Source organism: Streptomyces sp. NPDC041191 (assembly GCF_055591945.1).
In genome coordinates this window covers 1-21,444 of sequence record NZ_JBVIZC010000006.1, presented here as the reverse complement: position 1 = coordinate 21,444, position 21,444 = coordinate 1, and the positions used below count along the sequence as shown (strand labels likewise).

The window sequence follows — 21,444 nt, the reverse complement described above, 5'->3', positions numbered from 1 at the left end:
GTCGCATGAACAGAGACCTGCGCCACACCGAGGATCTACTGTGCCGCAAAGGAACCCTGCGTACCGTGGTGCGACAAGGGAAATCACGATCCGAGCAGGCCCGGGGTCACCCTCCGTGTGGGAAAGCTCACCACTGGGGACGGGTCGAAAGACCGTGTCGGCAGTCCCTAAACTCAGCTTGTTTCAAGGAGGGAGCCATCGTGCGCAAGGTGCTCATCGCCAACCGTGGCGAAATCGCTGTCCGTGTGGCCCGGGCGTGCCGGGACGCCGGCATCGGCAGCGTGGCCGTGTACGCCGAGCCGGACCGGGACGCCCTGCACGTCCGGGCCGCCGACGAGGCGTTCGCCCTGGGCGGTGACACTCCGGCCACCAGTTACCTGGACATCGCCAAGGTCCTCCAGGCGGCGAAGGACTCCGGCGCGGACGCGGTCCACCCGGGCTACGGCTTCCTCTCGGAGAACGCCGAGTTCGCGCAGGCGGTCCTGGACGCGGGCCTGATCTGGATCGGTCCGCCGCCGCAGGCGATCCGGGACCTGGGCGACAAGGTGGCGGCCCGTCACATCGCCCAGCGCGCCGGTGCCCCGCTGGTCGCCGGCACGCCCGACCCGGTGTCGGGCGCGGACGAGGTCGTGGCCTTCGCGAAGGAGCACGGCCTGCCGATCGCGATCAAGGCCGCCTTCGGCGGCGGCGGGCGCGGCCTGAAGGTCGCCCGCACCCTCGAAGAGGTGCCGGAGCTGTACGACTCCGCCGTCCGCGAGGCCGTCGCGGCCTTCGGCCGGGGCGAGTGCTTCGTGGAGCGCTACCTGGACAAGCCGCGCCACGTGGAGACGCAGTGCCTGGCCGACCAGCACGGCAACGTGGTCGTGGTCTCCACCCGTGACTGCTCGCTCCAGCGCCGCCACCAGAAGCTGGTGGAGGAGGCCCCCGCGCCGTTCCTGACGGACGAGCAGAACGCGCAGCTGTACTCCGCGTCGAAGGCCATCCTGAAGGAGGCCGGCTACGTCGGTGCCGGCACGGTCGAGTTCCTCGTCGGCGTGGACGGCACGATCTCCTTCCTGGAGGTCAACACCCGCCTCCAGGTCGAGCACCCGGTGACCGAGGAGGTCACCGGCCTCGACCTGGTGCGCGAGATGTTCCGGATCGCGGACGGCGAGGAGCTGGGGTACGGCGATCCGGCCGTACGCGGTCACTCCTTCGAGTTCCGCATCAACGGCGAGGACCCGGGCCGCAACTTCCTCCCGGCCCCCGGCACCGTCACCCTCTTCCAGCCGCCGTCCGGCCCGGGTGTCCGCCTGGACGCGGGCGTGGAGTCCGGCTCGGTCATCGGCCCGGCCTGGGACTCGCTCCTGGCGAAGCTGGTCGTCACCGGCGCGACCCGCGAGCAGGCCCTCCAGCGCGCCGCGCGCGCCCTGGCGGAGTTCCGGGTCGAGGGCATGGCCACGGCCCTTCCGTTCCACCGGGCCGTCGTGGTCGACCCCGACTTCACCGCCGACCCGTTCCGGGTGCACACGCGGTGGATCGAGACCGAGTTCGTCAACGAGATCCCGCCCTTCGCCCCGGCCGGCGGCGAGGCCGAGGAGGACGAGTCGGGCCGCGAGACGATCGTCGTCGAGGTCGGCGGCAAGCGCCTGGAGGTCTCCCTGCCGTCCTCGCTGGGCATGTCCCTGGCCCGTACGGGTCTGGCGGCGGGCGCCCGGCCGAAGCGCCGCGCGGCCAAGAAGTCCGGACCGGCCGCCTCGGGCGACACCCTCGCCTCCCCGATGCAGGGCACGATCGTGAAGGTCGCGGTCGAGGAGGGTCAGGAGGTCAAGGAGGGCGACCTGATCGTCGTCCTGGAGGCCATGAAGATGGAGCAGCCCCTCAACGCCCACCGTTCCGGCACCGTCAAGAGCCTGAACGCCGTGGTCGGCGCCTCCGTCACCTCCGGTGCCACCATCTGCGACATCAAGGACTGACGCCGCACCCGGTACGGTACGAAGGGCCCGCGGACAGCCGTTCGCGGGCCCTTCGCCGAGGGGGCCCTCTTCTCATGCGTGCCGACGCGCGCCGCAACCACGAGCGGCTGCTCACCGAAGCCCGTACCGCCTTCGCCGCGCAGGGTTCCGGCGCTCCCCTGGAGGAGATCGCGCGCCGCGCGGGCGTGGGCATCGGCACCCTCTACCGCCACTTCCCCACCCGGGCCGAGCTGCTGAACGCGGTCTTCCAGGAGGCCCTGGGCGAACTCCTCGCGCTCTCCGAGGAGTTGTCCGGCTCCGACGCGCCCTGCCGGGCGCTCGTGGAGTGGCTGCGGGCCCTGATCGCCCACGCCGGCGAGTACCGGGGACTCGCGCACGCCCTGATGTCCGCCTCGTACGACCGGAGTTCGGCCCTCTCCCGGTGCAGCGACCCGCTGCGCGCGGCGGGCGAACGGCTGCTCGCACGGGCCCGGGAGGCGGGCCAGGTGCGCGCGGACGTGTCGATGGGCGATCTGATGCAGCTGACCAACGCGATCGCGCTGGCAGTGGAACAGTGCCCCGAGGACCCGGAGCTGGCGGACCGCCTGCTCGCGCTGACGCTGCGGGGGATCGAGGGCTGAGCGGGCCGGGCCGGTGCGCGCGGGACCCCTGGGGGAGGGTCCCCGGACGACGACCCCGGCGGTGGCTCCCCGGCGACGCCCCCTCAGCGGCGGCGCAGATCAGCGACCCGGGCCGTGCGCTCCAGCGTCTCCGCCGCCATCGGCCCGCCCGGCCCCCGGAACTGCCCCGGCGCCATCCGGCCGCGCTGGACCGGGAGCGGCAGGTCACGGCGGGGCCGGGCGCCCGGGGGGACCTGGTGGTCACCGCCCGCGGAACCGGCGCCCGCGCCCGCGACGGCGATCTGGACGCCCTGGTCGGCGAGGGCCTGGAGCTCGGTGGCGGCCCGGTCGTCGTGGGCGGGCGGCTCGTCGGTGACCAGCCGGGTGATCACGTCCGTGGGCACCGTCTGGAACATGGTGTCGGAGCCCAGCTTGGTGTGGTCCGCGAGGACCACGACCTCCGCCGCCGCCTGCACCAGGGCCCGGTCCACGCTCGCGGAGAGCATGTTGGAGGTGGACAGGCCCCGCTCGGCGGTCAGACCGCTGCCGGAGAGGAAGGCGCGGGAGACCCTCAGCCCCTGGAGGGACTGCTCGGCCCCGCTGCCCACCAGGGCGTAGTTGGAGCCGCGCAGGGTGCCGCCGGTCATGACGACCTCCACCCGGTTGGCGTGGGCGAGGGCCTGGGCGACGAGCAGGGAGTTGGTGACCACGGTCAGTCCGGGCACGCGGGCGAGCCGGCGGGCCAGTTCCTGCGTGGTCGTCCCGGCGCCGACGACGATGGCCTCGCCCTCTTCGACGAGGCTCGCCGCGAGGTCGGCGATGGCCGTCTTCTCCGCGGTGGCGAGATGGGATTTCTGCGGGAAGCCGGATTCTCGCGTGAATCCACCCGGCAACACCGCACCGCCGTGCCGGCGGTCGAGGAGTCCTTCTGCCTCGAGGGCCCGTACGTCTCTCCGTACGGTCACCTCGGAGGTCTGGACGACGCGGGCGAGCTCACGGAGCGACACGGCCCCGTTGGCTCGCACCATTTCGAGGATCAACTGACGACGTTCTGCAGCGAACACGAAACTGACAGTAACCTGGCCGCGCGCGGGTTTTCAGCAGTATGCGCCGAATTGCAGAAGATGCGCACGGGCGGGGCCTCCCAGTGGTATGGGGACCCCGCCCGTCGTCGTTCCGTGTCCCGGCTTGCCGGGGGTTGTCCGGATCGGTGAACCGTTTCCGCAGGCGGGAGCCGAGCCGGACCGGACGTTACGCGTCGCCCGCCGACTTCCGGGTCTGCAACTGCCGTGCCACTTCCGCGATCGAACCCGACAGGGAGGGGTACACGGTGAAGGCGTTCGCGATCTGCTCGACCGTCAGGTTGTTGTCGACCGCGAGCGAGATCGGGTGGATCAGCTCGCTCGCCCTCGGGGCGACGATGCATCCGCCGACGACGATGCCGGTGCCCGGACGGCAGAAGATCTTGACGAAGCCGTCCCGGATGCCCTGCATCTTGGCGCGCGGGTTGCGCAGCAGCGGGAGCTTGACGACCTTGGCGTCGATCCTGCCCGCGTCCACGTCGGCCTGGGTGTAGCCGACGGTGGCGATCTCGGGGTCGGTGAAGACGTTGGAGGAGACCGTCTTCAGGTTGAGCGGGGTCACCGCGTCGCCGAGGAAGTGGTACATCGCGATCCGGCCCTGCATGGCGGCGACCGAGGCGAGCGCGAAGACGCCCGTGACGTCGCCGGCCGCGTAGACGCCGGGCGCGGAGGTGCGGGAGACCCGGTCGGTCCAGATGTGGCCGGAGTCCTTCAGGCGGACGCCCGCCTCCTCCAGGCCCATGCCGGCCGAGTTCGGGATCGCGCCGACCGCCATCAGGCAGTGGGTGCCGGTGATGACCCGGCCGTCCGCGAGGGCCACCTCGACCCGGTCGCCCACCCGTTTGGCGGACTCGGCGCGGGAGCGGGCCATGACGTTCATGCCCCGGCGGCGGAAGACGTCCTCCAGGACGGCCGCCGCGTCCGGGTCCTCGCCCGGGAGCACCCGGTCGCGGGAGGAGACCAGGGTGACCCTGGAGCCCAGCGCCTGGTAGGCGCCGGCGAACTCGGCGCCGGTGACGCCGGAACCGACCACGATCAGCTCCTCGGGGAGCTCCTTGAGGTCGTAGACCTGGGTCCAGTTCAGGATGCGCTCGCCGTCCGGCCTGGCGTCGGGCAGCTCGCGCGGGTGGCCGCCGGTCGCGATCAGCACGGCGTCGGCGGTCAGCGTCTCCTCGGTGCCGTCGGCGGCGGTGACCACCACCTGGCGGGAGCCGTCCACGGCCTGCCGGCCGGAGAGCCGGCCCCGGCCGCGCAGCACGCGGGCCCCGGCCCGGGTGACGGAGGCGGTGATGTCGTGCGACTGGGCGAGCGCGAGGCGCTTCACCCGCCGGTTGACCTTGCCGAGGTCGACGCCCACGACCCGGGCGGCCTGGTCGATGTGCGGGGTGTCGTCCGCGACGATGATGCCCAGCTCCTCGTACGAGGAGTCGAAGGTGGTCATCACCTCGGCCGTGGCGATCAGGGTCTTGGAGGGGACGCAGTCGGTCAGGACGGACGCGCCGCCGAGGCCGTCGGCGTCGACGACGGTCACCTCCGCGCCGAGTTGGGCGCCCACCAGGGCCGCCTCGTATCCGCCGGGTCCGCCGCCGATGATCACGATCCGGGTCACTGGGATCTACGCCTCGCGCTCTCGTTCTGCCGGGGGGTCCCCCCGCTGGGATGCAGTGCGTACGCCATTGTCCCGCACGCCTCGGGTGCGTACCCCATTGTCCCGCACGTCCGGCGCGGCCTCGCGCCGGGGCCTCCGGAGGGGCGGGGCGGCCAGGCGACCGGCGGGCTTCCCGCCCCTCCCGTACCCTCGGTCCCATGTCGCTCTACGCCGCTTTCGCCGGCAACCTCGACGCACGGCTGATGAGCCGCCGCGCACCGCACTCCCCGCTGCGCGGCACCGGCTGGCTGAACGGCTGGCGGCTCACCTTCGGCGGTGAGCAGATGGGGTGGGAGGGCGCGCTGGCCACCATCGTGGAGGACCCCGGCTCCCAGGTCTTCGTGGCGCTCTACGACATCGCCCCGATGGACGAGGACTCCATGGACCGCTGGGAGGGCGTGGGACTCGGGGTGTACCGGCGCGCGCGGGTGCGGGTGCACACCCTGGACGGCGAGGAGTCCGCCTGGACGTACGTGCTCGACGGGTACGAGGGCGGGCTGCCGTCCGCCCGCTACCTGGGCGAGGTCGCGGACGCGGCCGAGTCGGCGGGCGCGCCGCACGACTACGTGATGGAGTTGCGCAAACGCCCGTGCTGAGCGGCGGGCCGTTCCCGGGGCCCGGCCGGCCCCGTCGGTCCGGTCCGGTCCGGCGGTCCGGTCCGGTCCGTTCCGGCGGCCCGGCCCCCGCCGGGGGCCGGCTCTCCACGGGGTCCGTTCCCGCGGGGGCCCGCTTTCGTCGGAAACGACAAGACAACGATCGCATGTCCGTCAGCGCCGTCATCTACGCGCGTAGGGATTCTCCGGTTACGCTGCTGCGCGTATCAAATCCGTCCGGGGCCCGCCTCCGGACCCCTCCCCGAGGCGAGAGACCCAGTGAACGCAACTGCCACCCCGTACGAGGCCGCCGAGGCCGCCGCCGCACGTCTCCGCGAGCTGACCGGAGTCGAGAAGCACGACGTCGCCCTGGTCATGGGTTCGGGCTGGGCGCCCGCCGTCGACGCCCTCGGCTCCCCCGAGGCCGAGTTCCCGGTGACCGAGCTGCCCGGCTTCCCGCCGCCGGTCGTCGAGGGCCACGGCGGCACGATCCGCTCGTACCGGATCGGCGAGAAGCGCGCCCTCGTCTTCCTCGGCCGCACCCACTTCTACGAGGGCCGGGGCGTCGCCTCCGTCGCCCACGGCGTCCGCACCGCCGTCGCCGCCGGCTGCGGGACCGTCGTCCTCACCAACGGCTGCGGCGGCCTGCGCGACGGCATGCGCCCCGGCCAGCCGGTCCTGATCAGCGACCACATCAACCTGACGGCCGCCTCCCCGATCGTCGGCGCGAACTTCGTGGACCTCACCGACCTGTACTCGCCGCGTCTGCGCGCGCTGTGCAAGGAGATCGACGAGACCCTCGAAGAGGGCGTCTACGTGCAGTTCCCCGGCCCGCACTACGAGACCCCGGCCGAGATCAACATGGTCCGCGTCCTGGGCGGCGACCTCGTCGGCATGTCCACCGTCCTGGAGGCCATCGCGGCCCGCGAGGCCGGCGCCGAGGTGCTGGGCATCTCGCTCGTCACCAACCTGGCGGCCGGGCTCTCGGGCGAGCCGCTGAACCACGAGGAGGTCCTCCAGGCGGGGCGGGACTCGGCCGCGCGGATGGGTGAACTGCTGACCCGGGTCCTCGACCGGATCTGACGGACGGCGTACCGCCGCGCGGAGCGGGGAAGGGCTCCGCGCGGCGGCACGCCCACCCCCGCCCGCACCCGCCCGCTCCCCCGAAAGGCACACCGTGACGCAGGACGACCTCCTCACCCGGGCCCAGGCATGGCTCGACGAGGACCCCGACCAGGAGACCCGCGAGGAGCTCGCGCGGCTCATCGAGGCCGCCGAGGCCGGTACGGCGGACGAGCTCGCCGCCCGGTTCGCCGGCACGCTCCAGTTCGGCACGGCCGGACTCCGGGGCGAGCTGGGCGCCGGGCCCCTGCGGATGAACCGCTCGGTGGTCATCCGCGCCGCCGCCGGCCTCGCCGCGTACCTGAAGGCGGAGGGCCGGGAGGGCGGGCTCGTCGTCATCGGCTACGACGCCCGCCACAAGTCCGCCGACTTCGCCCGCGACACCGCCGCCGTGATGACCGGCGCCGGGCTGCGCGCCGCGCTGCTCCCCCGCCCGCTGCCCACGCCCGTCCTCGCGTACGCCATAAGGCACCTGGGCGCCGTCGCCGGCGTCGAGGTGACCGCCAGTCACAACCCGCCGCGCGACAACGGCTACAAGGTCTACCTGGGCGACGGCTCGCAGATCGTGCCGCCCGCCGACGCGGAGATCGCCGCCGAGATCGCCGCCGTCCGCTCGCTGCGCGACGTGCCGCGTCCGGAGGACGGCTGGGAGGTCCTGGGCGACGAGGTGCTGGACGCCTACCTGGAGCGCACGGACGCCGTCCTGACCCCCGGCTCGCCCCGCACCGCGCGGACCGTCTACACGGCCATGCACGGCGTCGGCAGGGACGTCCTGACGGCCGCCTTCGCGCGCGCCGGCTTCCCGCCGCCCGCGCTCGTCGCCGAGCAGGCCGACCCGGACCCGGACTTCCCGACGGTCGCCTTCCCCAACCCGGAGGAGCCGGGCGCGATGGACCTCGCCTTCGAGGCGGCCCGCGCCGTGGCCCCGGACCTGGTGATCGCCAACGACCCGGACGCCGACCGCTGCGCGGTGGCCGTGCCGGACGCGTCCGCCGTGGGCGGCTGGCGGATGCTCCGGGGCGACGAGGTGGGCGCGCTGCTCGCCGCGCACCTGGTGCGCCGGGGCGTCACGGGCGTCTTCGCCGAGTCGATCGTCTCGTCCTCGCTGCTCGGGCGGATCGCGGAGGCGGCGGGCCTCGGGTACGAGGAGACGCTGACCGGCTTCAAGTGGATCGCCCGCGTCGAGGGCCTGCGGTACGGCTACGAGGAGGCGCTGGGCTACTGCGTCGACCCGGAGGGCGTCCGCGACAAGGACGGCGTCACGGCCGCGCTGCTCGTCACCGAGCTGGCCTCGGTCCTCAAGGAGGAGGGCCGGACCCTGACCGACCTCCTGGACGACCTGGCCGTGGAGCACGGGCTGCACGCCACGGACCAGCTGTCGGTGCGGGTCGAGGACCTGGGGATCATCGCGAACGCGATGGCCGCGCTGCGCGAGCGCCCGCCGGTCTCCCTCGCCGGCCTGACGGTGGTCTCGGCGGAGGACCTGACGAAGGGCACGGAGACGCTGCCGCCCACGGACGGGCTGCGCTACCACCTGGAGGGCGACCACCGGGCCCGGGTGATCGTGCGTCCCAGCGGCACCGAGCCCAAGCTCAAGTGCTACCTGGAGGTCGTGGTGCCGGTCGCCGGCGCGGACGGCCTGCCGGCGGCCCGCGCCACGGCTGCGGACCTGCTCGGCGCGCTCAAGCGGGACCTGGCGGCGGCCGCGGGCCTGTAGGGACGGTACGGACGCCGGAGGGCCGGTGCGGAGGCGGTGGTCCTCCGTACCGGCCCTCTCCCGTGCCGGGGCGCGGCTCAGCCCGTGGCCACCAGGACCACGAGGAGCAGCAGCCCCACGACGGCGGGGACGACGATCTCGTACGCCCAGCGCACCCGCGGCTCGCCCTGCGCGTCCGGGCTCCCGGCGTGGCGCTCGGCGAGTTCGCGCAGATCGGCGACGGTCTGGTCGGTGGGCGCGGTGCGGGAGGCGCTCCGCCGGACGTCGGCGGTGACGGAGGTACGGCCGTGCGGGTCGTCCTGGGCGGCGCGGACGGCCTGCCGGGACGCCCTCTTCCGCTGGCGCAGCGAGACGGGGACGGCCCAGAGCTGGTACTTCGCGCCCTCCTGGGTGAAGACCTCGCTGGAGTAGCCGGCGCGGACGTCGGCGACGGAGGCCCAGGGCAGCGTGATCGACCGGAACGGGTTGCGGACCCGGAGCCTCCGGTCGTTCGCGTACACGGCGGGCCGGATCGTGAAGGCGACGATCAGCGGCGCGGCCAGGACGAGTCCCGCGAGCGCGAGCCAGGGGGCCCGGCCCTCGCCGCGCAGCACGGCGTCCCCGGCGAACACGACCGCGAGCACCAGCAGGAACACCCCGCTCGCGATTCCGAGGGGCGACCGGAAGACCCGGTCGGGGGACGGCTGCGCGGGGGTCGACCCGGGGCTCGGCTCGGGGCGGGGCTCGGGGGTCGGCTCGGGGGTCGTCATGCCGCCGATTGTGCCTCAGGGGACCTGCCGGGACGCGGGCGGCCCGCGCGGCCGCGCGGTCGGCGGGCGCCGCCGTGCGCCCCGGCGGCCGGGAGGGCGGCCCCGGGCGGCGGCGTGCGCCGGCCCCGTCCCCATGTGACCTCGGGCTCTGTGGCCCGGGTCCCCTGTACAGGCCGCTACGCGCGTAGATATGCTCGACTGGTGACCATGCCCACCACTGCACCCGCAGCTCTCGCATTCGCCGACGTGACCGCGTCCGACAGTGCGCTGCGCCGCTTCCTCCACGGGCTGCCCGGCGTCGACGCCGTCGGCCTGGAGGCGCGCGCCGCGTCCCTCGGCACCCGCTCGATCAAGACCACGGCCAAGGCGTACGCCATCGACCTGGCCATCTCCATGATCGACCTGACGACGCTCGAAGGCGCGGACACCCCGGGCAAGGTCCGGGCGCTCGCCGCCAAGGCCGTCCACCCCGACCCGACCGACCGCACGGCCCCGACGACCGCCGCCGTCTGCGTCTACCCCGACATGGTGGCCACCGCCAAGGCCGCCCTCGCGGGCTCCGGCGTCAAGGTCGCCTCGGTCGCCACCGCCTTCCCGGCCGGCCGCGCCGCGCTCCCCGTGAAGCTCGCCGACACGGCCGACGCCATCGCCGCCGGGGCCGACGAGATCGACATGGTCATCGACCGCGGCGCCTTCCTCGCCGGCCGCTACCTGGAGGTCTTCGAGCAGATCGCCGCGATCAGGGCGGAGTGCGGCGACCGCGCCCGCCTCAAGGTGATCTTCGAGACCGGCGAGCTGTCCACGTACGACAACATCCGCCGCGCCTCCTGGCTCGGCATGATGGCCGGCGCGGACTTCATCAAGACCTCGACCGGCAAGGTCGCGGTCAACGCCACCCCGGCGAACACGCTCCTCATGCTGGAGGCCGTGCGCGACTTCCGCGCGCAGACCGGCGTGCAGGTGGGCGTGAAGCCGGCCGGCGGCATCCGCAACACCAAGGAAGCCGTCAAGTTCCTGGTGCTGGTCAACGAGACCGTGGGCGAGGACTGGCTGGACAACCACTGGTTCCGCTTCGGCGCCTCCAGCCTGCTCAACGACCTGCTGATGCAGCGCCAGAAGCTGGCGACCGGCCGCTACTCCGGCCCCGATTACGTGACGGTGGACTGATCAACATGGCATCTGCATTCGAGTACGCGCCGGCGCCCGAGTCCCGGTCCGTCGTCGACATCGCCCCCTCCTACGGCCTGTTCATCGACGGCGAGTTCACCGACGCGGCCGACGGCAAGGTCTTCAAGACCGTCTCCCCCTCCACCGAGGAGGTCCTGTCCGAGGTCGCCCGCGCGGGCACCGAGGACGTGGACCGCGCGGTGAGGGCCGCCCGGAAGGCCTTCGGGAAGTGGTCGGAGCTGCCCGGTTCCGAGCGCGCCAAGTACCTCTTCCGGATCGCCCGGATCATCCAGGAGCGCAGCCGCGAGCTGGCCGTCCTGGAGACCCTGGACAACGGCAAGCCGATCAGGGAGACCCGCGACGCGGACCTCCCCCTGGTCGCCGCGCACTTCTTCTACTACGCGGGCTGGGCCGACAAGCTCGACCACGCCGGCTACGGCGCGAACCCCCGCCCGCTGGGCGTCGCCGGCCAGGTCATCCCGTGGAACTTCCCGCTGCTCATGCTGGCGTGGAAGATCGCCCCGGCGCTCGCGACCGGCAACACGGTCGTCCTGAAGCCGGCCGAGACGACCCCGCTCTCCGCCCTGTTCTTCGCGGACGTCTGCCGCCAGGCCGGACTGCCCAGGGGCGTCGTCAACATCCTCCCCGGGTACGGGGACGCCGGCGCCGCGCTCGTCGAGCACCCGGACGTGAACAAGGTCGCCTTCACCGGTTCGACCGCCGTCGGCAAGGCCATCGCGCGCTCGGTCGCGGGCACGGACAAGAAGCTGACCCTGGAGCTGGGCGGCAAGGGCGCCAACATCGTCTTCGACGACGCCCCGGTCGACCAGGCCGTCGAGGGCATCGTCAACGGCATCTTCTTCAACCAGGGCCAGGTCTGCTGCGCGGGCTCGCGCCTCCTGGTCCAGGAGTCGGTCCACGACGAGGTGCTCGACGCGCTCAAGCGCCGTCTGTCCACGCTCCGCCTCGGCGACCCGCTGGACAAGAACACCGACATCGGCGCCATCAACTCCGCCGAGCAGCTGGCCCGCATCACCACCCTGGTCGAGCAGGGCGAGGCGGAGGGCGCCGAGCGCTGGACCGCCGCCTGCGACCTCCCGTCCGCCGGCTACTGGTTCGCCCCGACGCTCTTCACGAACGTCACCCAGGCGCACACCGTCGCCCGCGACGAGATCTTCGGCCCGGTCCTGTCGGTGCTGACCTTCCGCACGCCCGACGAGGCCGTGGCGAAGGCCAACAACAGCCAGTACGGCCTGTCGGCGGGCATCTGGACGGAGAAGGGCTCCCGCATCCTCGCGGTGGCGAACAAGCTCCGCGCCGGTGTCGTCTGGGCCAACACGTTCAACAAGTTCGACCCGACCTCGCCCTTCGGCGGCTACAAGGAGTCGGGCTTCGGCCGCGAGGGCGGCCGTCACGGTCTGGAGGCCTACCTCGATGTCTGACGGCAAGGGTTCGATCGGCGGCTCCGCCGCGGGGCGTCTGAGCGTCTTCAAGACCTACAAGCTGTACGTCGGGGGCAAGTTCCCGCGTTCCGAGAGCGGCCGGGTGTACGAGGTGACGGACTCGAAGGGCAAGTGGCTGGCGAACGCGCCCCTCTCCTCCCGCAAGGACGCCCGTGACGCGGTCGTCGCCGCCCGCAAGGCGTTCGGCGGCTGGGCGGGCGCGACCGCGTACAACCGGGGCCAGATCCTCTACCGCGTCGCCGAGATGCTGGAGGGCCGCAAGGGCCAGTTCGTGCACGAGGTCGCGCACGCGGAGGGCCTGTCCAAGAACAAGGCGGCCGAGGTCGTCGAGGCCGCGATCGACCGCTGGGTCTGGTACGCGGGCTGGACCGACAAGATCGCCCAGGTCACGGGCGGCGCCAACCCGGTCGCGGGTCCGTACTTCAACCTCTCCACCCCCGAGCCGACCGGCGTCGTCACGGTCCTCGCCCCGCAGGACTCGTCCTTCCTGGGCCTGGTCTCGGTGATCGCCCCGGTGATCGCGACGGGCAACACGGCCGTCGTCGTCGCCAGCGAGAGGGCCCCGCTCCCGGCGCTCTCGCTGGGCGAGGTCCTGGCCACCTCCGACCTGCCCGGCGGCGTGGTCAACATCCTCTCCGGCAGGGCGTCCGAGATGGGCCCGCACCTGGCGGCCCACCAGGACGTCAACGCCATCGACCTGACGGGCGCGGCCGACGACGGCCTGGCCCGCGAGCTGGAGATCGCGGCGGCGGACAACCTGAAGCGCGTCCTGCGCCGCCGCACCGAGGACTTCACGGAGTCCCCGGGCACGGACCGCATGACCGCCTTCCTGGAGACGAAGACGGTCTGGCACCCGACGGGCAGCCTGGGCGCCTCCGGCTCCTCGTACTAGACCGCGCGGCGAAGGGCCCCCGGGACGGTTCCCGGGGGCCCTTCGCGCGTCCGCGCCCCCGCTACGGGAGCAGTCCCTGCGTCAGGCCGCCGACCACCGGCAGGTCCGCCACGGCCCCGCCCCTCGTGAGGTGGTCGGTGACCAGGTTCGTGCCGACCGGCTTGAAGTCGGCGACCTGGGTGCCGACTCCGTTGTCGAGCGGGTCGACGCCCGTGTTGGCCAGCGGGTCGAGCTGGAGCCGGGTCAGCGGGCCGACGCCGTGGCCGACGCCGGAGAGCGCGCCCGCCCCGGCCGCGCCCGCGTCCGTCCTGGTCAGCGAGTCGACGGGCAGCGGCAGGGGGGCGGCGGCCTGGGCCCCGACCCCCGCGCCGGCCAGCGCGGCACCCGCCGCCGTGACGGTGAGTCCGGCCTTGAGCAGAGCGCTGCGACGGGAGGTGCGGGGTGCTGCGTGACGCGCCATGACGTTCCTTCCACGGGGTGTTCGGGCGGCTACCGACAGTAGTGGAGGTGTGATGCCCGATACCAACGCTCCTCCCCGGGGTCCCCTGCACGGGGGAATGCCTCACACTGGTGTTCCGTGAGTTCCCAACCGATCCCGATACGGGTCGTCCTGCTCGCGGGCCCCTCCGGCTCCGGCAAGTCGTCCCTCGCCGCCGCCACCGGCCTCCCGGTCCTGCGCCTCGACGACTTCTACAAGGAGCACGACGACCCGTCGCTCCCGCTCGTCGACGGCAGTACGGACATCGACTGGGACTCGCCGCAGTCCTGGGACGCGGACGCCGCCGTCGCCTCCGTCGTCGAACTGTGCCGCACGGGGCGGACCGACGTCCCCGTGTACGACATCGCCACCAGCTCCCGGACGGGCCGGGAGGGCCTGGACATCGGGCGGACGCCGCTGTTCGTGGCGGAGGGGATCTTCGCGGCCGAGATCGTGGCCCGCTGCCGCGACCTCGGCGTCCTGGCCGACGCCATCTGCCTGCGCGGCCGCCCCTCGACGACGTTCCGCCGCCGTCTCGCCCGGGACCTCAGGGAGGGCCGCAAGTCGGTGCCGTTCCTGCTGCGCCGCGGCTGGCGCCTGATGCGGGCCGAGCGGGCGATCGTGGCCCGCCAGACGGAGCTGGGCGCCCACCCCTGCGCCAAACCGGAGGCCCTGGGCCGGCTGGCCGCCGCGGCGGCGGGCCGCCACCGCGCCCCGGCCGCCCGCCCGTAGCGGGCCGGACCCCGGACACGACCCCCGGACACGACGGAAGCGGGTCGTGCGGGCCCCCCGGCCCGTACGACCCGCTTCCTTTCCCCGTACCCCCGTACGGTCCCCCCGTGCTCCCCCGTGAGCCCCGTTTCCCCCGTGGGCCCCCGCGGGTCCTTCCCCCGTTTCCCCCCGCCTTCAGGCCACCAGCTCGCCGAAGGACTCCTCCTCGTCACGGCCGAAGCTCAGCACCTCGTCCTCGCGCAGTCGCCGCAGCGAGCGCCAGATGCTCGACTTCACCGTGCCGACACTGATGTCCAGGATCTCCGCGATCTCCGGATCGGTCCGGCCCTCGTAGTACCGCAGCACCAGCATCGTGCGCTGGAGCTCCGGCAGCCGGACCAGCGCCTGCCACAGGACCGCGCGCAGCTCCGTGCCCCGCATCGCGTCCGTCTCGCCGGCCGTCTCCGGCAGCTCCTCGGTGGGGTACTCGCTGAGCTTGCGCCGGCGCCAGGCGCTGATGTGCAGATTGGTCATGGTGCGGCGGAGGTACCCGCCGACCGCGGCCTTGTCGCTGATCCGGTCCCAGGCGCGGTACGTGGAGAACAGCGCGCTCTGGAGCAGGTCCTCGGCCTCGAAACGGTCACCGGTGAGGTGGTAGGCGGTGGCGTACAGGGAGGCCCGGCGCTCCTGGACGTAGGCCGTGAACTCGGCCTCCGCGCACCCGGAGCGCTCCCCTGTGGCCTCCCCGTACACCGCTCCCCCGTCAGCGACGGCCACCATGTACGGCGCCTTGCGCTGACGTCCGACGCCGCGGACGCACCCCCGTCCTCCCCCGAGCGGGGAGGTGCCCCCGGTGTTCGCGCCGGACTTCTCCGTACTCCGTACGACGTCGTGGAGACGCGTGACAACTGCGCTGGAGGTGGTGCTGTGCAGTGCGTTCATCTCGCGCCCCCCGTCGGCTGGAGTGTGTTTCGGTCCGTGTGCCAAGAAGCTTGCCGCCGGGACTTCATGGCGCTGTCCGCCGACTGTCACAGCCGTGTCACAGGCCCCCGCGGCGGGGGCGCGCCTCCGGCCGGTCGAACTCGGACGGCCGAATGAGACAGAATGCTGCCCGTGCCTTTTCTGTTGCTGATCGAGGACGACGACGCCATCCGCACGGCCCTCGAACTGTCCCTGTCCCGGCAGGGACACCGGGTGGCCACCGCCGCCACGGGCGAGGACGGCCTCCAGCTGCTGCGCGAGCAGCGGCCGGACCTGGTCGTGCTCGACGTCATGCTGCCCGGCATCGACGGATTCGAGGTGTGCCGGCGCATCCGCAGGACCGACCAGCTGCCGATCATCCTGCTGACCGCGCGCAGCGACGACATCGACGTGGTCGTGGGCCTGGAGTCGGGGGCCGACGACTACGTGGTGAAGCCCGTGCAGGGCCGGGTCCTGGACGCCCGCATCCGGGCCGTGCTGCGGCGCGGCGAGCGGGAGTCGACGGACTCCGCGACGTACGGCTCGCTCGTCATCGACCGGTCCGCGATGACGGTCACCAAGAACGGCGAGGACCTCCAGCTCACCCCGACCGAGCTGCGGCTGCTCCTGGAGCTGAGCCGCCGGCCCGGACAGGCGCTCTCCCGGCAGCAGTTGCTGCGGCTCGTGTGGGAGCACGACTACCTGGGCGACTCGCGGCTCGTCGACGCCTGTGTGCAGCGGCTGCGCGCCAAGGTGGAGGACGTGCCGTCCTCGCCGACCCTGATCCGTACCGTGCGCGGTGTCGGCTACCGGCTGGACGTCCCTGCGTGAGCAGGGGGGTGCTCGCGCGGCTGCGCCTCTCCAGCCTGCGGCTGCGGCTCGTCGTCGTCTTCGCCCTCGTCGCGCTCACCGCGGCCGTCGCCGCCTCCGGGATCGCGTACTGGCTCAACCGCGAGGCGGTGCTCACCCGCACCCAGGACGGGGCGCTCAACGACTTCCGGCAGGAGATGCAGAACCGGGTGGCGGCGATGCCCCTGCGGCCCTCGCCGGACGAACTGCGGCGGGCCGCGGAGCAGATGGCGGGCGGCAGCGCCGGCTACCAGGTGCTGCTGCTCGGCGAGCGGGACGAGGGCAAGCCGATCGTGGGCGCCTCGGACCCGGACGACTTCACCCTGGCCGACGTGCCGCGTCCGCTGCGGGAGGCCGTGGACACCCGGCGGCCGGTGACGGACGCCAACCGGTACCCGTACCACCTGTTCTGGCAGCGCACGGAGCGGAACGGGACGCCGTACCTCGTCGGCGGGGCGCGGATCGACGGCGGCGGGCCCACCGGCTACGTGTTCAAGTCGCTGGCGGCGGAGAAGGCCGACCTGAACTCGCTGGCCTGGTCGCTCGGGATCGCCACCGCGCTCGCGGTGGCCGGTTCGGTGCTGCTCGCGCAGGTCGCGGCGACGACCGTGCTGCGGCCGGTGCACCGGCTCGGCGTGGCGGCCCGGCAGCTCGGGGAGGGCAAGCTGGACACCCGGCTGCAGGTCTCCGGGACGGACGAACTGGCCGACCTGTCCCGTACGTTCAACAGCGCGGCCGAGTCCCTCCAGAAGAAGGTCGCGGACATGAGCGCGCGGGAGGAGTCCAGCCGGCGCTTCGTGGCCGACATGTCGCACGAGCTGCGCACCCCGCTGACCGCGCTGACGGCCGTCACGGAGGTCCTGGAGGACGAGCAGGACTCCCTGGACCCGATGATCGCCCCGGCGGTGGCGCTGGTCGTCAGCGAGACCCGGCGCCTCAACGACCTGGTGGAGAACCTGATGGAGGTGACCCGCTTCGACGCGGGCACCGCCCGGCTCGTCCTGGACGACGTGGACATCGCGGACCAGATCACCGCGTGCATCGACGCGCGGGCGTGGCTGGACGCGGTGGACCTGGACGCGGAGCGCGGGATCGTGGTGCCGCTCGATCCGCGCCGGCTCGACGTGATCCTGGCGAACCTGATCGGGAACGCGCTGAAGCACGGCGGTTCGCCGGTGCGGGTCTCGGTGCGCACGGAGGACGAGGAGCTGGTCATCGCGGTGCGCGATCACGGTCCCGGCATCCCCGAGGAGGTGCTGCCGCACGTCTTCGACCGCTTCTACAAGGCGAGCGCGTCCCGGCCCCGGTCCGACGGCAGCGGGCTCGGCCTGTCGATCGCCATGGAGAACGCGCTGATCCACGGCGGCTCGATCACGGCCTCGAACTCGGCCGGGGAGGACGGGACGGTCGACGGCGCGGTGTTCGAGCTGCGGCTGCCGCTGGACGCCTCGGGGATCACCCGCGAGGTACGGACCCGCAGTGGTCAGGGCGAGGAGGAAGCGTGAGGCGCCGTGCCTTGGGGCGTACGGCCGGTGCGGGTGCCCTGGCGGCCGTGCTCGCCGTGCTCGTCGCCGGCTGCGGGATCAGGACGACGTCGGTCCCGGTGGAGGCGGGCCCGGCCCCGTCCCGGGTGCCGTGCAGTCCGGCCGCGGACGTCCCGGCGCGGGGCGTGCCGGTCCGGGTGTTCCTGGTGTGCGGCTCGCAACTGGAGGCGGTGGAGCGCCGGTCGTCGCTGCCCGAGGAGAAGACGGACGCCGATCCGGTGCGGACGGCCCGCGAGCTGCTGGCGCAGTCGCTCGCGGAGCCCTCGGAGGGCGAGCGGCGGGCCGGCTTCACGACCGCGGTGCGCGGCCCGCTGACGGTGGGCGGCGGACGGCTGGGCGACCCGGCGGGCACGCTGCGGCTGAGCCGGCAGCCGGAGGACCTGGCGCCGACCGCGCTGTCGCAGCTCGTCTGCTCCTTCGGGGAGAGCTCGGCGGGCGCGGGCGGCCACACGGTCCTGCTCGGCGGTCCGGGCCCGTACGCCCCGAAGCGCTACCGCTGCACGACGGGGCTGCGCGAGCGCCCCGAGTCCGCCCCGCCGACGGCTCCGGTCCCGGCCCCGGCGGCCACGGAGCCCACCTCGGCCGCGGGGACGGCGCCCGGGACGGGCTGAGCCGGGAGCCGGGGCGCCGTCCGGCGGAACCGATTCCGCTCGCGGACACGTCTTGGGGTGCGTGCAGCGTCAAGGTTCGGGCGGCAGTGCCGCCGTGGTCGTCCGCGTGGTGGGGTCCGTCCTCCTCCTCGCGCATCTGCTGCTCGTCGCCTGGGTCGCCCTGCGGCCGCGCGACGTGGCCTGGGTGACCCCGCCGAACACGGTCCCGCTGGACGGCCTGCGGGCCGATCTCGCGCTCGGCGGCGCCGAGGCGGCCCGGCTGATCGGGGAGGGCCTGGTGCTCCTCGCCCCGCTCGGGGTGCTGCTCCCGATGGCCGACGGACGGCTCCGCGTCTCCGGCTGGGCCTCGCTGGCGCGGACGACCGCCGCCGGGGCGCTGGTGTCGCTCGCGGTGGAGCTGTTGCAGACGGCGGTGCCGGGCCAGGTCGTGGACGTGGACTCGGTGCTCCTGAACACGGCCGGGGTGGCGCTGGCGCACCTCCTGCTGGTCCCGGCCGGACGGTCCCGGCTGCGCCGCAGGGCGGAGGAGGCGGGCCGTAGGGGCTCCTCCGGAGGGACCGTGCGGGGCCGGGGGTCCGCCCTGCTCCGGGACGAGGGTTCTCAGGGTGCGACCCCGACGATTACCAGGGTCCCGATCGCCCGGTAGACGGACGCTTCGTCCCCTTTTCCGGCGGCAGTATGGAGGGGTCGGGAGCCGCAGGAGCGGTTTCCGGACCGACTTCGAAGGAGCCCACCATGGCCGCACTGATCCGCCCCCGTGACGGACGCGTGATCGGCGGTGTGTGCGCGGCGCTGGCACGGCGCTTCGGCACCTCCGCGACGACGATGCGCGTGATCTTCCTGGTCTCGTGCCTGCTGCCGGGCCCGCAGTTCCTGCTGTACCTGGCGCTGTGGGTGCTGCTGCCGGGGGAGAAGACGCCGAGCACCGCCTGGTAGGCGGCGCGCACGCGCGAAGGGGCGCGCACCCGGGGCGGAACCCGGGTGCGCGCCCCTCTTCCGTGCCGCAGGGGTCCCGTACGGGCTCGTACGGGTACCCCTACGGGCCGGGTCAGCCGAGGGGCAGGCCGTTCAGCGGGAGACCGGCGAGCGGGAGGCCGCCGAGGAGCCCCCCGAGGGGGGTGGCGCCGAGGCCGCCGGCGGCGGTGTCGAGCGGGAGGTTCCCGGTGGCCTGGCCGGCGGCGGCCGGGAGGGTCTTCACACCCTGGTCCAGGCCCTGGCCGAGGGCGCCCTGCCCGGCACCGAGGGACTCGGCGGCACCGTCGGGGAGCTCGGTGAGGCCGTCTCCCAGCGGAACGGACTGGGTGACCAGGCCGAGCGCGTCGGGAACGGCGGGCGCGACCGGGGCGGCGGAGGCCGTGCCGGCGGCGGCAGCGGCGAAAGCGGCACCGAGGGCGACGACACCGAGCTTCTTGGCGGACTGCTTCATCTGTAAAACTTCCTTGGGGAATCCGGGGGCTTCCGGGCGGGCCGGAAAAGCCGGGAGGGGAAATCCGGGGAATCGGGAATGCAGAGCGGCTTAGCAACCTAACCACCGCGCGACACCCCCGCAAACACCGGAAAGCGGCCGGGTGCCGTGCCGACCCGGCCGCTCCCGCCCCCTCCACGGAGCCCCGTTCAGCCTCCCGTACGGGAAGAACCGCTGGTCGGAGTGGACCCCTGGAACAGCCATTCGGACTTCAGCTCGGCATAGCCGGGCTTGATGACCTCGTTGATCATGGCGAGTCTTTCATCGAAAGGAATGAACGCCGACTTCATCGCGTTGACGGAAAACCATTGCATGTCGTCGAGCGTGTAATCGAACGCCTCGGTCAGCAGCTCGAATTCGCGGCTCATGCTGGTCCCGCTCATGAGGCGGTTGTCGGTGTTGACCGTGGCGCGGAAGTGCAGGGTGCGGAGCAGGCCGATGGGGTGCTCCGCGATCGAGGCGGCGGCACCGGTCTGGAGGTTGGAGGAGGGGCACATCTCCAGGGGGACGCGCTTGTCGCGGACGTAGGCGGCGAGGCGGCCGAGGCGCACCGAGCCGTCGTCGGCGACCTCGATGTCGTCGATGATCCGGACGCCGTGGCCCAGGCGGTCGGCCCCGCACCACTGGAGCGCCTGCCAGATGGAGGGGAGCCCGAACGCCTCCCCGGCGTGGATCGTGAAGTGGTTGTTCTCCCGCTTGAGGTACTCGAAGGCGTCGAGGTGGCGGGTGGGCGGGTAGCCGGCCTCGGCGCCCGCGATGTCGAAGCCGACGACGCCGGAGTCCCGGTGCGCGTTGGCGAGTTCGGCGATCTCCAGGGAGCGGGCGGCGTGCCGCATGGCGGTGAGCAGGGCGCCGACCCGGATGCGGTGCCCGTCGGCCCTGGCCCGCCGCTCGCCCTCGCGGAACCCGTCGTTGACGGCCTCCACGACCTCTTCGAGGGTGAGGCCGCCCTCCAGGTGCTGCTCGGGGGCGTACCGCACCTCCGCGTAGACCACGCCGTCCTCGGCGAGGTCGACGGCGCACTCGGCGGCGACGCGGAAGAGGGCCTCCCGGGTCTGCATGACGGCGCAGGTGTGCGCGAAGGTCTCCAGGTACCGCTCCAGGGAGCCGGAGTCGGCGGCTTCCCGGAACCAGGCGCCGAGCTTGTCCGGTTCCGTCTCCGGAAGCTGCTCGTAGCCCTGCTCCCGGGCGAGTTCGATGATCGTGCCGGGGCGCAGTCCGCCGTCGAGGTGGTCGTGGAGCAGCACCTTCGGGGCACGGCGGATCTGGTCCGCGGTGGGGACGTTGGGGTTCTGGCTCGTCATTGCGGCACTCTAGCCCCTACGCGCGTAGAGAGCGCCTCGCGGCGCCGGGCCCGCGACGGTTTCCCCTCAGCGGGCCCCGGCCCGCGCCGGCCCCCGACCCGCGGTCCCGGCCCGCGCCGACCCCGCGCCGACCCCGTGCCGACGCCGCCGCCGCGGCACGCCCTGAATGCCGTTCCGTGAATGACCTCTGACGGACGGGAACGCGGGCTCGGTCCGTGAACGGGGCTGTCCAGGACGGCTGCGACGCCGTCATCGCACCAGTCACAACCGGATCGTCCCAGTTGCCGCTGCCGCCCCGTGCCCCCGATCCTGCGTGAGCGTGAGGGGGTCGGCCCTCTCCGAGGGGGGAGGGCCTCGGCACCGAACGCCCGGCGCACCGATGAGTTTTCTGCGCTGCGGGGGTCCTACGGGCAGTAGCGCACACCACAGCGGTACGGCCCCTACGTGAACCGGAGAGAGAAACATGGCACCAGCGCGAGAGCAGTCGGCCGGAGTCGAGGGCCGTGTCGTCTCGGCCGACGGCACCGAGATCGCG

21 protein-coding genes are annotated in these 21,444 nt (G+C 73.4%); 14 read left to right on the top strand and 7 right to left on the bottom strand.

Features of this window, described 5'->3' with window-relative positions; genetic code table 11:
• The first annotated feature begins 200 nt into the window (after positions 1 to 200).
• On the top strand, positions 201 to 1,955 hold the full coding sequence (locus ACZ6AQ_RS13465; RefSeq protein ID WP_468759859.1) for an acetyl/propionyl/methylcrotonyl-CoA carboxylase subunit alpha: 1,755 nt from the start codon (positions 201 to 203) through the stop codon (positions 1,953 to 1,955).
• Between the two features lie 74 nt (positions 1,956 to 2,029).
• Complete coding sequence (locus tag ACZ6AQ_RS13460) at positions 2,030 to 2,575, top strand: TetR/AcrR family transcriptional regulator (protein ID WP_468759858.1); 546 nt, start codon at positions 2,030 to 2,032, stop codon at positions 2,573 to 2,575.
• Between the two features lie 83 nt (positions 2,576 to 2,658).
• Here the strand turns inward: ACZ6AQ_RS13460 and ACZ6AQ_RS13455 are convergent, their stop codons facing one another.
• Complete coding sequence (locus tag ACZ6AQ_RS13455) at positions 2,659 to 3,582, bottom strand: DeoR/GlpR family DNA-binding transcription regulator (protein ID WP_468760229.1); 924 nt, start codon at positions 3,580 to 3,582, stop codon at positions 2,659 to 2,661.
• A 223-nt stretch (positions 3,583 to 3,805) separates the two neighbouring features.
• Positions 3,806 to 5,245 carry an NAD(P)H-quinone dehydrogenase gene (locus tag ACZ6AQ_RS13450; protein ID WP_468759856.1) on the bottom strand — a complete coding sequence of 480 codons (1,440 nt, stop codon included), beginning with the start codon at positions 5,243 to 5,245 and terminating at the stop codon, positions 3,806 to 3,808.
• A gap of 197 nt (positions 5,246 to 5,442) precedes the next feature.
• Between ACZ6AQ_RS13450 and ACZ6AQ_RS13445 the strand changes: the two genes are divergently transcribed.
• The 3 genes from ACZ6AQ_RS13445 (at position 5,443) to ACZ6AQ_RS13435 (ending at position 8,716) form a co-directional block, all read left to right on the top strand.
• Positions 5,443 to 5,880: a gamma-glutamylcyclotransferase family protein gene (locus ACZ6AQ_RS13445; RefSeq protein WP_388699749.1), complete on the top strand. Its 438-nt coding sequence runs from the start codon at positions 5,443 to 5,445 to the stop codon at positions 5,878 to 5,880.
• 276 nt (positions 5,881 to 6,156) lie between these two features.
• Entirely contained in the window at positions 6,157 to 6,960 is an 804-nt protein-coding gene (locus tag ACZ6AQ_RS13440) for a purine-nucleoside phosphorylase (protein WP_467386095.1), read from the top strand.
• Positions 6,961 to 7,054: 94 nt separating this feature from the next.
• Entirely contained in the window at positions 7,055 to 8,716 is a 1,662-nt protein-coding gene (locus tag ACZ6AQ_RS13435) for a phospho-sugar mutase (protein ID WP_468759855.1), read from the top strand.
• Between the two features lie 77 nt (positions 8,717 to 8,793).
• On the opposite strand, the gene ACZ6AQ_RS13430 is transcribed toward ACZ6AQ_RS13435, so the two are convergent.
• Complete coding sequence (locus ACZ6AQ_RS13430) at positions 8,794 to 9,465, bottom strand: PH domain-containing protein (protein WP_468759854.1); 672 nt, start codon at positions 9,463 to 9,465, stop codon at positions 8,794 to 8,796.
• Positions 9,466 to 9,672: 207 nt separating this feature from the next.
• On the opposite strand from ACZ6AQ_RS13430, the gene deoC reads away from it, so the two are divergent.
• From deoC to ACZ6AQ_RS13415, 3 genes are read left to right on the top strand one after another with little or no spacing between them, the layout of a single operon-like run.
• Positions 9,673 to 10,632 (top strand): deoxyribose-phosphate aldolase, encoded by a 960-nt coding sequence (gene deoC / locus ACZ6AQ_RS13425; RefSeq protein ID WP_388699766.1) that lies wholly within the window; start codon positions 9,673 to 9,675, stop codon positions 10,630 to 10,632.
• A 5-nt stretch (positions 10,633 to 10,637) separates the two neighbouring features.
• Positions 10,638 to 12,074 (top strand): aldehyde dehydrogenase family protein, encoded by a 1,437-nt coding sequence (locus ACZ6AQ_RS13420; protein ID WP_468759853.1) that lies wholly within the window; start codon positions 10,638 to 10,640, stop codon positions 12,072 to 12,074.
• The gene (locus ACZ6AQ_RS13415; RefSeq protein WP_468759852.1) at positions 12,067 to 12,987 is read left to right on the top strand and encodes an aldehyde dehydrogenase family protein; all 921 of its coding nucleotides are present in this window, start codon (positions 12,067 to 12,069) and stop codon (positions 12,985 to 12,987) included. Before ACZ6AQ_RS13420 ends, ACZ6AQ_RS13415 begins: the two co-directional genes overlap by 8 nt.
• A 61-nt stretch (positions 12,988 to 13,048) precedes the next feature.
• Here ACZ6AQ_RS13415 and ACZ6AQ_RS13410 read toward each other — a convergent pair whose 3' ends face one another.
• Complete coding sequence (locus ACZ6AQ_RS13410; RefSeq protein WP_468759851.1) at positions 13,049 to 13,447, bottom strand: hypothetical protein; 399 nt, start codon at positions 13,445 to 13,447, stop codon at positions 13,049 to 13,051.
• Between the two features lie 117 nt (positions 13,448 to 13,564).
• On the opposite strand from ACZ6AQ_RS13410, the gene ACZ6AQ_RS13405 reads away from it, so the two are divergent.
• Positions 13,565 to 14,197: a uridine kinase family protein gene (locus ACZ6AQ_RS13405; RefSeq protein WP_468759849.1), complete on the top strand. Its 633-nt coding sequence runs from the start codon at positions 13,565 to 13,567 to the stop codon at positions 14,195 to 14,197.
• A gap of 174 nt (positions 14,198 to 14,371) precedes the next feature.
• Here ACZ6AQ_RS13405 and ACZ6AQ_RS13400 read toward each other — a convergent pair whose 3' ends face one another.
• Entirely contained in the window at positions 14,372 to 15,118 is a 747-nt protein-coding gene (locus ACZ6AQ_RS13400) for a SigE family RNA polymerase sigma factor (RefSeq protein ID WP_468759847.1), read from the bottom strand.
• Positions 15,119 to 15,289: 171 nt separating this feature from the next.
• On the opposite strand from ACZ6AQ_RS13400, the gene afsQ1 reads away from it, so the two are divergent.
• The 5 genes from afsQ1 (at position 15,290) to ACZ6AQ_RS13375 (ending at position 19,076) form a co-directional block, all read left to right on the top strand.
• Positions 15,290 to 15,967: a two-component system response regulator AfsQ1 gene (afsQ1, locus tag ACZ6AQ_RS13395; RefSeq protein ID WP_017239746.1), complete on the top strand. Its 678-nt coding sequence runs from the start codon at positions 15,290 to 15,292 to the stop codon at positions 15,965 to 15,967.
• Positions 15,964 to 17,490, top strand: a complete 1,527-nt coding sequence (locus ACZ6AQ_RS13390) for an ATP-binding protein (RefSeq protein WP_468759846.1) — start codon at positions 15,964 to 15,966, stop codon at positions 17,488 to 17,490. Before afsQ1 ends, ACZ6AQ_RS13390 begins: the two co-directional genes overlap by 4 nt.
• A complete protein-coding gene (locus ACZ6AQ_RS13385) occupies positions 17,487 to 18,140 on the top strand; it encodes a hypothetical protein (RefSeq protein WP_468759845.1) in 654 nt (217 codons plus the stop codon). The genes ACZ6AQ_RS13390 and ACZ6AQ_RS13385 overlap by 4 nt, the downstream gene beginning before the upstream one ends.
• A 61-nt stretch (positions 18,141 to 18,201) precedes the next feature.
• Positions 18,202 to 18,786, top strand: a complete 585-nt coding sequence (locus ACZ6AQ_RS13380) for a VanZ family protein (RefSeq protein WP_468759844.1) — start codon at positions 18,202 to 18,204, stop codon at positions 18,784 to 18,786.
• 89 nt (positions 18,787 to 18,875) lie between these two features.
• Positions 18,876 to 19,076 carry a PspC domain-containing protein gene (locus tag ACZ6AQ_RS13375; protein WP_388697577.1) on the top strand — a complete coding sequence of 67 codons (201 nt, stop codon included), beginning with the start codon at positions 18,876 to 18,878 and terminating at the stop codon, positions 19,074 to 19,076.
• Positions 19,077 to 19,188: 112 nt separating this feature from the next.
• Here the strand turns inward: ACZ6AQ_RS13375 and ACZ6AQ_RS13370 are convergent, their stop codons facing one another.
• Entirely contained in the window at positions 19,189 to 19,566 is a 378-nt protein-coding gene (locus tag ACZ6AQ_RS13370; protein ID WP_388697578.1) for a hypothetical protein, read from the bottom strand.
• 188 nt (positions 19,567 to 19,754) lie between these two features.
• Positions 19,755 to 20,909 carry an adenosine deaminase gene (locus tag ACZ6AQ_RS13365; protein ID WP_468759843.1) on the bottom strand — a complete coding sequence of 385 codons (1,155 nt, stop codon included), beginning with the start codon at positions 20,907 to 20,909 and terminating at the stop codon, positions 19,755 to 19,757.
• Between the last annotated feature and the right edge of the window lie 535 nt (positions 20,910 to 21,444).